Source organism: Amycolatopsis sp. lyj-109 (genome assembly GCF_046548995.1).
Lineage (GTDB): Bacteria > Actinomycetota > Actinomycetes > Mycobacteriales > Pseudonocardiaceae > Amycolatopsis.
Map to the genome: position 1 here is coordinate 279,395 of NZ_JAJPWR010000007.1, position 13,646 is coordinate 293,040.

Annotated in this window: 11 protein-coding genes; 7 read left to right on the forward strand and 4 right to left on the reverse strand. The window is 71.1% G+C overall.

The genetic code is table 11. The features are described from left to right. Positions 1 to 65: 65 nt before the first annotated feature. Both ACLJQF_RS18215 and ACLJQF_RS18220 read left to right on the forward strand, forming a co-directional pair. Positions 66 to 2,186: an MMPL family transporter gene (locus tag ACLJQF_RS18215; RefSeq protein WP_410610104.1), complete on the forward strand. Its 2,121-nt coding sequence runs from the start codon at positions 66 to 68 to the stop codon at positions 2,184 to 2,186. Positions 2,187 to 2,213: 27 nt separating this feature from the next. After that, positions 2,214 to 3,134: a DMT family transporter gene (locus tag ACLJQF_RS18220; protein ID WP_410610106.1), complete on the forward strand. Its 921-nt coding sequence runs from the start codon at positions 2,214 to 2,216 to the stop codon at positions 3,132 to 3,134. Here the strand turns inward: ACLJQF_RS18220 and ACLJQF_RS18225 are convergent. Beyond that, a complete protein-coding gene (locus ACLJQF_RS18225; protein ID WP_410610108.1) occupies positions 3,077 to 5,200 on the reverse strand; it encodes a putative bifunctional diguanylate cyclase/phosphodiesterase in 2,124 nt (707 codons plus the stop codon). The genes ACLJQF_RS18220 and ACLJQF_RS18225 overlap by 58 nt on opposite strands. Before the next feature lie 314 nt (positions 5,201 to 5,514). On the opposite strand from ACLJQF_RS18225, the gene ACLJQF_RS18230 reads away from it, so the two are divergent. From ACLJQF_RS18230 to ACLJQF_RS18245, 4 genes are all read left to right on the forward strand, one after another. After that, positions 5,515 to 6,813 (forward strand): cytochrome P450, encoded by a 1,299-nt coding sequence (locus ACLJQF_RS18230; RefSeq protein WP_410610109.1) that lies wholly within the window; start codon positions 5,515 to 5,517, stop codon positions 6,811 to 6,813. 120 nt (positions 6,814 to 6,933) lie between these two features. Continuing rightward, on the forward strand, positions 6,934 to 7,875 hold the full coding sequence (locus ACLJQF_RS18235) for a ParA family protein (RefSeq protein ID WP_410610111.1): 942 nt from the start codon (positions 6,934 to 6,936) through the stop codon (positions 7,873 to 7,875). Then, positions 7,872 to 8,468 (forward strand): hypothetical protein, encoded by a 597-nt coding sequence (locus tag ACLJQF_RS18240; RefSeq protein ID WP_410610112.1) that lies wholly within the window; start codon positions 7,872 to 7,874, stop codon positions 8,466 to 8,468. Before ACLJQF_RS18235 ends, ACLJQF_RS18240 begins: the two co-directional genes overlap by 4 nt. Then, complete coding sequence (locus ACLJQF_RS18245; RefSeq protein WP_410610349.1) at positions 8,465 to 9,817, forward strand: hypothetical protein; 1,353 nt, start codon at positions 8,465 to 8,467, stop codon at positions 9,815 to 9,817. Before ACLJQF_RS18240 ends, ACLJQF_RS18245 begins: the two co-directional genes overlap by 4 nt. Positions 9,818 to 9,826: 9 nt before the next feature. On the opposite strand, the gene ACLJQF_RS18250 is transcribed toward ACLJQF_RS18245, so the two are convergent. Beyond that, entirely contained in the window at positions 9,827 to 11,209 is a 1,383-nt protein-coding gene (locus ACLJQF_RS18250) for a hypothetical protein (RefSeq protein ID WP_410610113.1), read from the reverse strand. Positions 11,210 to 11,257: 48 nt separating this feature from the next. Further along, complete coding sequence (locus ACLJQF_RS18255) at positions 11,258 to 12,166, reverse strand: helix-turn-helix transcriptional regulator (RefSeq protein ID WP_410610114.1); 909 nt, start codon at positions 12,164 to 12,166, stop codon at positions 11,258 to 11,260. A 62-nt stretch (positions 12,167 to 12,228) separates the two neighbouring features. Between ACLJQF_RS18255 and ACLJQF_RS18260 the strand changes: the two genes are divergently transcribed. Beyond that, the gene (locus tag ACLJQF_RS18260) at positions 12,229 to 13,083 is read left to right on the forward strand and encodes an SDR family oxidoreductase (protein WP_410610115.1); all 855 of its coding nucleotides are present in this window, start codon (positions 12,229 to 12,231) and stop codon (positions 13,081 to 13,083) included. Here the strand turns inward: ACLJQF_RS18260 and ACLJQF_RS18265 are convergent, their stop codons facing one another. Continuing rightward, entirely contained in the window at positions 13,084 to 13,560 is a 477-nt protein-coding gene (locus ACLJQF_RS18265; RefSeq protein ID WP_410610116.1) for a D-alanyl-D-alanine carboxypeptidase family protein, read from the reverse strand. Positions 13,561 to 13,646 lie beyond the last annotated feature (86 nt).

Below are 13,646 nucleotides of genomic sequence, written 5' to 3' on the forward strand. Positions count from 1 at the left end.
AGCAACCACCTCGCCCGAGGGCGAGCTCTCATCGGATCACTCCTTCACGAAAAGGACCTTAGTTCATGCTGCCTGCAGGTACCCCGGCTCACCGGCGGGGGCCGGTGGTCGAACGCGTCACGAACTGGTCGCTGCGGCACCGCGCCGCCGCGATCCTCGGCTGGCTGGCGCTGGTCGCGCTGGCCTGGGCCGTCGGCGCGTTCGCCCCCGGCACCGACGCGCGGTCGCACCCCGCTGGCGACGCCGGCACCGGCCAAGCCGTCCTCGACCGCCAGCCCACCCGCGAACCGTTCTGGGAGAACGTTCTCGTCCAGCCGCGGTCCCCAGCGGCCACAGCCGACCTCGTGACCACCTTGACGACGTCGGGCGCGGCCGCGGACACCCACTCCCAGGTCTCCGCCGACCGCCGGTCGGAACTGGTCACCTTCCGGATCACTGGCACCGGCGCCGAAATCCGGGCGAGCCTCGCGAAGGCGACCGCGGCCGTCGATGCGGTCGCCGCCCGGCACCCGGGCGTCCGGCTGGCCCAGGCCGGCGACCTCTCCGTGTCCGGCGCGGTCGACAAGAGCATCAAGGAGGACATCGGGCGGTCGGAAGCCCGTTCGCTGCCGATCACCGTGCTGATCCTGCTGGTCGTGTTCGGCTCGCTGGTCGCGGCCGCGGTCCCGGTCCTGCTGGCGGGCACCGCGGTGTTCGCGGCCTTCGGCTTCCTGTCCGTTGTGGACAACTGGATTCCGGTCAACAGCGCCACTTCCGCGATCACGCTGCTGATCGGCATGGCGGTGGGCGTCGACTACTCGCTCTTCTTCCTGCGCCGGGTCCGGGAGGAACGCGCCCACGGCGTCGACGAGTCGATCCGGATCGCGGCGCGGACGTCGGGGCACGTGATCGTCGTGTCCGGGCTGACCGTCGTGCTGTGCGTGACCGGCCTGCTGTTCACCGGCCTCGACAATCTCCAGGGCCTGACCGCCGGCACGATCCTCGTCGTCGGCCTGGCCGTACTGGCCGCGGTGACGGTCCTGCCCGCGACGCTTTCCCTGCTCGGGTCCCGCGTCGACCGCGGCCGCATCCCGTGGCTGGGCCGGCGCCGGACCCGCTCGCGGTTCTGGGCCGGGGTGGCGACCGTCGTCACCCGGCGGCCCGTGCTCTGGAGCGGGCTCGCCACCGCGCTGCTCGTGCTGCTCACCTTGCCCGCGCTGGGGATGCGCCTGCAGGACCCGGCGCCGACCGAGAGCCTGCCGCGCAGCATCCCGGTGATCGACGCGGCCGTGCGCATGCAGGAAGCGTTTCCCGGCGTCACGATGCCCGCGCACGTCGTCCTCTGGAACACCCGCGGCGGGCCGGTCGACACACCCGTGCTGCGCCGGGCGATCGGGGAGCTCACGGCCGAGGTGCCGCGGCCGGCCGTCGTTGTCCCGGTGGGACAGGCGCTCGTCGTCCGGATCCCGCTCGGCGGCACCGGCAACGACGAAGCGGCGAGCCGCACGCTCACGACGTTGCGCGAAACCCTGCTGCCGCGGACGGTCGGGCGGGTCGACGGCGTCGGCTACGCGGTCGCGGGCCGGACCGCCGAAGCGCACGACTTCACCGCGCAGGTGCTCGACCGGGCGCCGTACACCTTCGGGTTCATCCTGCTGCTCGCCTTCGTGCTGCTGCTCGTGGTGTTCCGATCGGTCGCGGTGCCGGTGGTGTCGATCCTGCTCAACCTGCTCTCGGCCGGCGCGGCCTACGGCGTGCTCACCCTCGTGTTCCAGGACGGCTTTCTCGCGCCGCTGCTGGGTTTCACACCCTACGGCGGGGTGCTCGGCTGGCTGCCGATGTTCCTCTTCGTGCTGCTGTTCGGGTTGAGCACCGACTACCACGTGTTCATCCTCAGCCGGATCCGCGAACGGCGGCTCTCGGGCACTCCGGTCCGGCAGGCGATCGTGGAAGGCACGGCGAGCAGTTCCGGCGTGGTGACGAGCGCCGCGCTGATCATGACCGGCGTGTTCAGCGTCTTCCTCAGCCTCGCCGCGATCGAGTACAAGATGCTCGGCCTCGGCATGGCGTTCGCGATCCTGCTCGACGCGACGATCGTCCGGGGCGTCCTGCTGCCCGCCGCGCTGGCGCTGTTCGGCGACCGGCTTTGGCGCGAGAAGACTGTAGAAACCCTTAAAGCTCCGTCCAGAACTCTTCACTTGTCCTGACGGATCTTCTTCGGCACCGTTGCTCTCATGAACGGTGGACGGGGCGCCTCGGTGCGCATAGTGGTCTTGGCCCTGCTGTGGGGCTCGGGCTTCCTCTGGATCAAGCTGGCCCTGACCGGGCTGAGCCCCGTCCACCTCACCCTCGTCCGCTGCGCTCTCGGCGCGCTGACGCTGCTGGGCCTGGCGTTCGCGGCCCGGCAGCGGCTCCCGCGGGACCGCCGGACCTGGGCGCGGCTGATCGTCGCCGCGTTCTTCTGCAACGCGCTGCCGTTCGCGCTGTTCGCGATCGGGGAACGCACGGTCGACTCCGGGATCGCCGGTGTGATGAACGCCACCACCCCACTGTGGTCGCTGCTGATCGGCGTCGCGCTCGGGACGGAACGGCGGCTCAACCCCGCGCGGCTGCTCGGGCTGGCTCTCGGTTTCGCCGGCATCATCGTGATCTTCGCGCCCTGGCAGCAAGCGGGGCTGCTAAGCATGGGCGCGCTGGCCCTGCTCGGCGCCGGCCTCAGCTACGCGATCGCGTTCGCTTACATGGCCCGGAAACTGCCGCCGGACGGCGCTCCGCTCGCGCTGTCGGCCGCGCAGCTGATGACCGCCACCGCGCTGACCGCCCTCGCGCTGCCGGTCGCGTCCACGGCGCCGCACCTGACGCTCACCGCCATCGTCGCGGTGACGATCCTGGGCGTCTTCGGGACCGGGATCACGTTCTACCTGAACTACCGGATCCTCACGGACGAAGGCCCGACCGCCGCGGCGACGGTCGGCTACCTGCTGCCCGTGGTCTCGGTCGGGCTCGGTGCGCTCTTCCTCGGCGAACCGCTGTCGCTCCGGGTCATCGGCGGCATGGCTGTCGTGCTCGTCGCCGTCGGCCTGACCCGGTGGCAGCCTCAGGTGCGGGCGAACTCCCCGGCGAGCTCGGCGGGCGGCCTCGCCACCCCGAAGTAGTCGCCCGTCGCCAGCTCCGCGCCGGCCGTGCGCCACCAGCTCGCCTGGTCCTCGGTGTGGATCCCGTCGACGACGAGGGTCGCGCCGACCTGCCGGACCAGCGGCACCAGCGCGCCGAGGAACGTCGAGTCCGACCACGCCTGCCACTCCGCGAGGCGCCGGTCGACGCGCACGATGTCCACCGGCAGGTCCTTGATCGCCCGCAGGTCGTCGGGCCCCAGCCCGAACTCGTCGAGCATGACGTGCACGCCGAGGTCGGCCAGCGCGGTGACGTTCTCGATGACGCCGGACACCGGGAGCGCCCCGGCCGGGACACCGAGCATCAGCTGTTCGGGCGGCAGGCCGGTGTCCCGCAGCAGCCGCGTCACGCGCGTGCCGAGGGCGTCGTCCGCTACCTGGTGCCCGGTCAGGCCGGCGACCATCGGGAGGCCGAACCCCGTGCGCTGCCGCCACCATTCGCCCTGGCGGCCCGCCGCGCGCAGCAGCCAGTCGCCGAGCGGCAGCATGAGCCCGGTCGACTCGGCGAGCTCCACGCAGCACTCGTGCGAAAGGGCCGTGTCCTCCGGCCGGTCCCAGTGCAGGCGCGCTTCGACGCCGGCGACTTCGCCGTCCGCCAGCCGCGCCATCGGCCGGTACCGCACGCCGATCTCGCCGTGTTCCCAGGCGCCGGCCACGCCGACGGCCACCGCCTGCGTCCGCCGGTCGTGGGCGTCGGCCTCGCGGTCGAACATCCGCCACTGACCGCGCCGCCGCTCCTTGGCGCGCCGCAGCGTCTGGTCCGCCTGGCGCAGCAGCTCGAGCGGGTCGATGCCCGGCTCCGGCCGGTGCACCACCCCGGCGCTGGCCGACAGCGCGAGCCCGTGGCCGTCGACGAAGAACGGCTCGGCGAGCTCGTCGTTGATCGCGCGCACGATGGTGTCGATGTCGGGCGTCGACTCGGTGTTCTCGACCAGGATGCCGAACTCGTCGCTGTGGAACCGCGCGATCATCGCCTTCTCGCGGGCCATCACCACCTTGAGCCGCTGCGCGAAGTGCACCAGGAGCTGCTCGCCGACCCGGCGGCCGAGGCTGTTGCAGACCATGCCGAACGCGTCGAGGTCGACGTGCAACAGCGTGACGCCGTACGCCGGGTCGGCGCGCCGCAGCGCCGTCTCCAGGTGGGTGCCGAAGTACTGGCGGTTCGGCAGCCCGGTGAGGACGTCGTGCAGCGCCTGGCGGCTCAGCTCGCCCTGCAGCAGCATCAGCTCGGTGCCGTCTTCGATCACGACGACGAAGTGGGACGGCCGGTTCTCGGCGTCGCGCAGCAGCGACGCGGTGAGCGAGATGCGGACGACGTCGCCGTCCTTGCGCAGCAGCCGCTCCGACTGCCGGATCCGCTCCTTGCCGCCGCCCAGGAGCGCCACCATCGCGTCGCGGAGGACCTCGACCGAATCGGGGTGGACGACGTCGTACAGCACCGAGCCGGTCAGCTCGCCTGCCGGGTGCCCGAGCATCTCGGCCAGCGCCGCGTTGGCCCGCACGATCCGGCCGTCCAGCGCGACGACGGCGATGCCGCTCGCCGACGACGTCACCACCTCTTCGAAGCGCGCTTCGCTCTGCCTCAGGTTCCACTGGGCGTCTCGCACCGCCTTGATCAGCGACAGGTGCATGATTTCCTGCTGATCGAGGACGCTGCGCTCGTGCGCGAGCAGGAAGCCGCAGGCCAGTGCGCCGAGCGCCGTCACGACGCGGTCGGCGGCGCCGTCCACCGCCTGAACTTCGGGCAGCTCGGGCAGCCCCTTCCCGAGGACTTCGAGCGTGCACCGCAGCCCGGGCTCGCCCACGTAGCCGAGTGCGACCAGCCGCCTGCCGATTCGCTCCGCCGCGGTCTGGTCCGGGGACGTGCAGCGCAAGGCGTCGCAGAGCGTGCCCAGCAGCTCGCCGAGCTCCACGTCGAGTTCTTCCCGGCTCAGCGACACGACGGTCACGCCACTGAGCTTGTACGCCCATTTCCGGGCGAGCAGGGTCCGCGCGCGGTCCGCATCGGGTGCAGCGGGCTTGCCCGGCTGGGGTTCGATCATCGGCATGGGGGACATCCGCATCAGATCTTGCGGCCGATTCCGGTGTTCGTCGCCACACGACCGGCCGATCCGGCTTCGACGATATCGATTCCGGCGGAGATATCGACACCCGGTGGCGCCCATTCCGGTGATCGTGCCACGAACAACACCTTCTCAGTTCAGTCGGACCGGAAAGAGCTTAGCGATTCCCCGTGGTTCGGCTACTGGGCCATCCGCGTGAGCCCACACCACCCGATCGGGCACTGTCCCGTTCGACCGGACGCGCCTACCGTGAGCCCTCTCCTTGGGAAATCCACACATTGGCGCAACGAGGAGTCCGCATGAACGTCCCGGTCGCACCGGGCCGGTGGCCTTTTCTCGGGCACACTCCGGCACTCCTCCGGCACCGCTTCGCATTCACCGACACATTGCCCGGACACGGCGAGATCGTCAAACTCTATCTCGGCCCGGCGCCGGTCTACTTCGTCGGCAGCCCGCGATTGACACATGAGGTGCTGGTCAACGAGGGGCCGAAGTTTCGCAAGGGTGCGATGTTCGACAAGTTCCGGCCGTTCGTCGGAAATGGCTTGGTGCTTTCGAACGGGGACTTCCACCTGCGGCAGCGCCGGCTGATGCAACCGGCGTTCCACCGCGATCGCCTGACCGCGTACGCGGAGATCATGCGGCGCGCGGCGGCGGAGATGAGTGACTCGTGGCGCGCCGGTGAAGTGCGGAAGATCGACGACGACATGCAGAGCCTCGCGGTGACGATCGTCGGCGAGGCACTGTTTTCCACCGAGCTGGGAAAAGCGGCGATCGCCGAAGCTCGCCGCTCGATCTACCTGATCATCCAGCAGGGGATGATTCGCGCGTTGGCGCCCAAGTTCGTCGAAAAGCTCCCGGTACCCGGGAACCGCAGGTTCGACGAGGCGATCGTCCGGATGCAGGGGATCGTCATCGAAGTGATCCGCGACTGGCGGCGCGAAGGCACCGACCGCGGCGACCTGCTTTCGACGTTGCTGCTGGCCGGGATGACCGACGAGCAGGCGCGGGACGAAGTGCTCACCCTGCTCACCGGCGGCGTCGAAACGACGGCGCTGGCGCTGGCCTGGACGTTCCACGAGCTCGGCCGGCACCCGGACGTCGAGGCGCGGGTGCACGCCGAACTCGACGAGGTGCTGGGCGGCCGCCCGGTCACCGTCGAGGACCTCCCCCGGCTCACCTACGTCCGGCAGGTCGTCGACGAGGTGCTGCGGCAGTACCCGCTGTGGATGCTGATGCGCCGCACGCTCACCGAAGTCGACCTCGGCGGCGTCCGGCTGCCGGAGGGCGCGGAAGTGATCGTCAGCCCGCACGCGCTCCACCACGACCCGAGGTCGTTCGCCGACCCGGACCGCTTCGACCCCGGCCGCTGGGCCCCGGACCGGGCGGCCGCGGTGCCGAAGGGCGCGTTCGTGCCGTTCGGGGCGGGCAACCGGCAGTGCATCGGGAACCGCTTCGCCCAGAACGAAATCGTCATCACGCTGGCCACGGTGGCCGCGCGCTGGCGGCTGGTCCCGGTGGCGGGCAAGCCGGTCCGCGTCAAGTTCACCTCCGCCGCGTACCCCGACCGCCTCCCGATGACGGCGGTTCCCCGGTAGCCCGGCCGGCGCACCGGCCAGATCGTGGACAGTTCCCGGACAGTTGACGGCGATCCACGCCGGTCCGCTCGCCCGCGTACTACAAACGGGCCCCAGGTACGAGACCACCGGGGAGTGCGCATGCGGGTCGTGGCGGTCATGAACTACAAGGGTGGCGTGGGCAAGACGACGCTGACCGCGAACCTCGGCGCGGTGGCCGCGAGCCGCGGCCTGCGGGTGCTCCTGCTCGACCTCGACCCGCAGACCAACCTGACGTTTTCGTTCTTCTCCATCGACGACTGGCACGAGCGGCTGGCGGACAGCCGCACGATCAAGCAGTGGTACGGCGCCGAGCTGCCCGGCCGGGACATCCCGCTGTCCCACCTCGTCGTGTCGCCGGAACGGGTGAACGACGTCCTCGCCGGCACCGGCGGGCGGATCGACCTGATCTCGTCCCACCTCGGCCTGATCGACATCGACCTCGAACTCGCCGCGCTGCTCGGCGGCACGACCACCCTCGACGGCTCGAAGCGGCGGTTCCTGGACCTGCACGGCTGCCTGCGGCAGGCCCTGCAGGACGGTTTCTTCGCCGAGTACGACCTGGTCCTCATCGACTGCGCCCCGAACTTCGGCCTCGTCACCAAGACCGCGATCGCCGCGAGCGAGCGGATCCTCGTCCCGGCCAAGGCGGACTACCTGTCCACCCTCGGGCTGGACTACCTGGTGGGCAACTGCACCGGCCTGGTGCAGCAGTTCAACGACTTCGTCCACCACAAGGGCGGCGGGCGGGAGCACGAGCCGATCGAACCCGAGTTCCTCGGCGTGGTGTTCACCATGGTGCAGATCTACTCCCAGCAGGTGACCGCCGCCCAGCACGGCTACATCCAGGAAGTGCAGGTGAACTCGCAGGTTCCGGTGCTGAAGAGCCACATCCGCAACAGCCCGCGCCACTTCGGGGACGCCGGCGAAAACGGCGTGCCGGCCATGCTGCGCGCCACCGGCCGGGACGAAGTCGTGCGGGAGTTCGACGAGCTCGCCGACGAGGTCCTCAGCGCGCTTTCGCTGTCCGGTGACCGCCGGTGACCGACCTGAAACGGCTCGCCGCCCTGCAGGCGCGGGTGTACGAGTTCCTCGCGGAGCAGGACGAAGCCACGCTGGACGCGATCGTCGACGGGACGGCCCGGCTGGCGGTGGCCGGACTTTCCCCGGCGGCACCGGATCTGTCGGCGAAGACCGTGACCGAACTGCGGGCGCTGGCCAAGAACCGCCTTCTGCGCGGGTACAGCAAGCTCCCGAAGGCCAAGCTCATCGCCCTGCTCACCGGCCGCGGCTCCGACGCACCTCCGGCCGAGCCGCCACCCGCACCCGCGGCCGAACCACGACCGGCACCCGCGGCTCCGCGGCCGGTCGCCGGCCCGCCGGCGCCGCCGAAGGTCACCGCGAGCCCGGGCGTCGACGCGGCCGCCATCGCCACGCACCTGCGGGAAACCGAAACCGAAGAGGAAGGCGCTTCCTATCTGGATGCGCAGCACCTCGGCCGGGAGAGCCTGCTCGCCGTCGCCGCCGAACTGCAGCTCACCCGGGTGGAGCGGCTGAGCCAGAAGGAACTGAAGCGGCGGGTGCTCAAGCAGGCCATCGGTGCCCGGCGCAAGTTCGCCGGGCTGCGGAAGTGGTGACCGGCGAGGGCCGTTCGATGCACCTGATCGGCGGCCGCCGCGTCACGGTGCCGGACCTGCTGGAAGCCGGCCTGCTCGAGGCCGGGGCGAAACTCAGGTTCAAGCGCAAGCGCATCGGCGCGACCTTCGACGCGACCGTCACCGGCACCGGCCGGATCCGGCTCGAACCCGACGGCGAGGAGTTCCGGTCGCCCTCCCGCGCGGCGATGGTGGCCGCCGGGATGCGCGCGGTCGACGGATGGCGGGCCTGGGTGGTGGTGGCCGAGAAACGCCTGCTGGACTCGGTGCGCCAGGAGTTCCTCGACCAAGCGATCTCGACCGCGAACCGGCAGACCGAAGATCCGGCGCCGCAGCGCGTCCACGAGCGCTTGAGGCAGGCCCGCGCCCGCGCCGACCGGGGTGATCCCGAGCGCATCACCGTCCGCGAGTTGCTGAAGCTGTGGGGCGTGGCGGATCGCGGCGACCAGATCAGCCAGATCGAAGCGGACCTGGCCAACCACGGGCTGGTGACGTCCCCCGGCTTCCGCGCGGTCACCCTCGACACCCTGGTCGTCCTGACCACGCTCCCGGACGAAACCGAGGGACCGGCGGCACCCGATCCGCTGCCGGCCACCGAAGACGACGAGGGCGGCGACGACCTGAACGTCCGCCTGACGGTGGGCAATCTGACGCCGCTCGACGGCGTGGGGTCCGTCGGGCCCGGCAGCTCGCTCGAAGAAGCGATCACCACCATGCTCCTCAACGACTACTCGCAGCTCGCCGTGCTCAGTGGCCCGCGCAACCCCCGCGGAGCCGTGACCTGGCGCTCGATCGCCCAGGCGATGCACCGGAAACCCGACGCCGCCGTCGCCGACGCGATCGTCCGCGCCGAAGTCGTCGCCTACGACCGCGACCTCTTCGACGTCCTGCCCACCCTGCAGCAGCGGGAGTTCGTGCTGGTCACGGACGAAAGCAGAGCCGTGCAGGGCATCGTCACGACCGCGGACGTCGCCCGGCGCTACGGCGAGATGGCCACGCCGTTCTTCCAGCTGGGCGAGCTGGACCAGACACTCCGCTGGATCCTGCGGTGCGCCCTGGACCTCCCGGCCGTCCAGCCGCTGTGCGGCCGGACGGTCACGAGCTTCGACCAGCTGGCTTTCGGTGACTACCAGCGCATCCTGGAGAACAAGGACATCTGGGTACGGCTCGGCTGGCCGCTGGACCGGCAGAAGTTCGTCGACCGCCTGGACGAGATCCGGCAGATCCGCAACAGCGTGATGCACTTCCACCCGGATCCGGTCTCCGAAGACGTCGTCGACAAGCTGCGGAACTTCACCATCCTGCTGCACCGCTACCGCGATCCGGCCTGAGCCGGCGGGTCAGGCCGCGTACAGCGCCCCGACCGCGGCCAGCACGGACGTCGAATACGCCGGGTCATAGGTGTGCTGCCCGGCGTTCACCGCACCGTTGCCGCGGCTGAACGTCCACCCACCGGTGGTTTCGAAACCGGGGTCGGCGACGTGGCAGCCGGTCAGCGACACGTCGTCGAAGCGGGCCACGACCTCGTAGTCGGCCACCGCCTTCGCCTCGTACAGCCGCAGGGTCAACGTCGCCGAACCGCCGGTCAGCCGGGCGGTCAGGTCGATCGGCGCCGAGGTGTACCAGTCCGTGTCCTCGGTGGCGACATCGCGCTGCCAGACCTGCGTACCGCCGACCTGGGCCTGCTTGAGGTGGTACCCGGCCGGGCTGCTGCCAGCCCGGTCGTCGCTGTGCCACAGCACCAGCCGGCACGAGCTCGAGCCTTCGTCCAGCCGGATGGTCGTGCTCGCCGCGGCGAAGTCACCCGCCTTCGTGGCCGTGTCCGGCTGCACCGTGAAGACGAGGCCGCCGGTGCCGGTGTGCGCGAACGATTCGTCCGACCTCTGTGGACGGCCGGGCGTGAGCGGCAGCGCGTACTGGATTACCCCGGCGATCTTGCCCGCGGCGGTGTACTGCATGCCGACGGCGGTCACCGCGCGCACGTAAGCGACGTCCGGGGCGATCGTGGTGGCCGACAGGGTCGATGCGTACACCATCAGGATCAGCTTGCGGTTCTTCGCAGCCAGCCGGGTGACGAGGGTGTCCAGCTGGGCGCTCACGCCGCCGGTCCACACCGTGTTGCGGTGCGGGTCGTCCCGGAACGGCATGATCAGGCTGTCGATGATCCCGCCGTAAGTGTCCACAAAGGAGGTTGTGATGGCGTCCGAGTAGACGACCGGGTAGAACTCCAGGCCCGGTGCCACGGCGCGGCCGGCGTCACGGATCTGCTTGGTGTAGGTCGCCGAGAAGAACGACAGGTTGTGGTTGAAGTCGTCGATCGCCCACGCCTTGAGCACCGGATAACGCAGGGACAGCGCACCGATGGCCTTCGCCCAGGCGGTGTAGTCCTTCTGGTAGGGCAGGTACTGCGTGCAGGTCGTCCCGCCGGGGCACTCGGTCGGCGGCACGAGGTAGGTCCACACGATCAGCCCGGCCGTCTGTGCCTCGGGCAGGAACGCCTCGAGCTCGTGCCAGTCGGTCTCGTTCTGGACGAGGAAGGCGTAGGTGTTCGCGTTCATCGTCCGCAGCCGGTCGATCGTGGCGGCCGCGTCGAGGTGGCCGTCCGTCCGCACCGGGTTCGCGTAGCTCGCGCGCACCCCCGGCGAGGGCGCGGCGTCCGCCGTCGCCGGGAGCAACACCGCGCAGAGGGCGGCGATCAGGGTGTACAGGCCCGTTCGCAACATGCGGCGGATGATCCGGCGCAGGCGTACAGGGGACGTACAACTCGCGGCTCAGCCGAGCCGCCGCCGGAGGGTGGCGAGCGCCGCGTCGAGCTCGGCCGACGACTCCTCCAGCTCGAAGTCCGCGTCCAGCATCAGCAGGTTGAGCGCCAGCGCGCCCGGCGACTCGCCCGTCGCGTGCACGCGGCAACGCCCCTCGTCCACCCACTCGACCGGCACCGCCGTCGGCAGCTTGGCCGTCATCTGCGCGGCCGGTGCGTGGACCAGGACGACGGCGCGGTGGCGGGCGAAGACGGCGTCGATGCCGTGGACCACGTCGGCCGCGGACGGCGCCTCGCGCGGGACGAACCTCGCGCCTTCCGGGCGCTTCACCGTCATCCGGTCGAGCCGGAACTGCCGCCAGCCGTCGCGGGCCGGGTCGAAGGCGACGAGGTACCACCGCCGCCCCACCTGGACGACGCGGTGCGGCTCCACCTCGCGACGAGCCTCCTGGTAGTCGAACCGGACGCGGCGGTGGTCCCGGCAGGCACCGGCGAGGAAGATCAGCAGGTCGGCGTCGACACCGCCCGGGGTTCGCGCGGCTTCCGTGTACTGACGCATGGCCGTGACCCGGCCCCGCAGCCGCCGTGGCAGGACCTGTTCGAGCTTCACCAGTGCGGTGCCCGCGGCTTCGCCCAGCTCGGCGCTGCCGGTGGCCGTCCGCAACGCGATGACGACGGCCACGGCCTCGTCGTCGGCGAGCTGCAGCGGCGGCATGGACGTCCCGGCGCTCAGCCGGTAGCCGCCGGCCACCCCCGGGATCGCCTCGACGGGGTAGCCGAGGTCACGCAGCTTCCGGATGTCGTAGCGCACGGTCCGTGGGCTGACTTCGAGCCGCTCGACCAGCTCCGCGCCGGTCCACGACGGGCGGGTCTGCAGCAGGGTCAGCAGCGCCAGCAGGCGCGAGGTCGGATTCGGCATGGCTCCACAATGCGCTGGATCGAGGCAAGGATCTTGCCGCAATAGCCTGCACCATGGGTTTCATGAACACCAACCAGAAGACTGTCCTCGTCACCGGCGCGACCGGCACCGTCGGCCGCTACCTGATCGGCGAACTGCTCGCCGGCGGTCACCGGGTGCGAGCCCTGACCCGCTCCCCCGAAGCGGCCAACCTGCCCACCGAGGTGGAGCTGGTCGCCGGTGACCTGGCCGCGGCGCCGCCGGAGGGCCTGTTCGACGGCGTCGACAGCGCATTCGTCTTCCCGGCCGCGGAGGTGGCCGGCTTCGTCAAGGCGGCCGCGGCCGCCGGCGTGGCGCACCTGGTGCTGCTCTCCTCGCTCGCCGCCGCGCTCGAACACGAGCGTGATCGCGGGTCGGCCAGCCAGGTGCACCACGCCGCGATCGAGGACGCCGTCCGCGACAGCGGAGCGGACTGGACGATCCTGCGGCCCGGCACCTTCGCCGGCAACCTGCTGCCCTGGGCCCAGCCGATCCGCTTCACCGGCGGCGTCCGCGGGCCGTACCCGACGTCCGCGCAGGCTCCGATCCACGAGGCCGACATCGCCGCGGTGGCCGCGGTGGCGCTGACCGGGCCCGGCCACGCCGGCAAGCACTACCCCATGACCGGCCCGCAGGCACTGACCAGGATCGAGCAGCTCGACGCGATCGGCGCGGCCATCGGCCGGGAGCTGCACTTCACCGAGATCACGCCGGACGAGTTCAGCGCCGAAATGCGCTCCTACGGCGTCGGCGACGACATCGTCTCGATGCTCCTGCACTACTGGTCGGACACGGTCGAAACGCCCGACGTCGTGCGGCCGACCGTGCCGCAACTGACCGGCCGGCCCGCCCGCACCCTCGCGGACTGGGCCCGCGACCACGCGGCGGACTTCGCCTGATCAGCGCGTACGCGGATCCTGCGAAGGGTCCGCGTACATCGGCGGGCACCCGTGTTCGACGGCTTCGGGCCGCAGCTCGTAGTGCCACGGCTCGTTGCGGTAGATCTGGCACAGCCCGTACCGGGCACCGTGTTCGGCCAGCCACCTCCGGGCGGCGGGCGGGCCGATGTCGACGGCCTGTCCCCGCACGTGCGCCGACCGGCCCGGGGTCGTCACCCAGCGGGCCGCGGCCGCTTCCGAGCCGTGCTTCGCGATCCCCTGGCGGCGCAGCTGCTCCTGGTACGCCCAGGAACGCCACCCGCCGTTGACGACGAACGCCACCCCGTCGGCCGCGGCGTCCACCGCGGCCCGGCGGAGCGCGTCGAGCAGGCCGGGATCGAGGTTGGCCACGGCCGGGGACTCGTCGTCGAAGACCGGCAGGCCGTCCGGGACGGCGCCGTGTCCCCGGCCGAGGAACGTGCGTTGACTGGAGGTCATGGCGCCACTCAAGGCCGCGCGGTGTTGCCGGCACGTACGCGCTTTCCGATATGCGCCCGATATGCACCCGCTCGTAGCATCGGCGG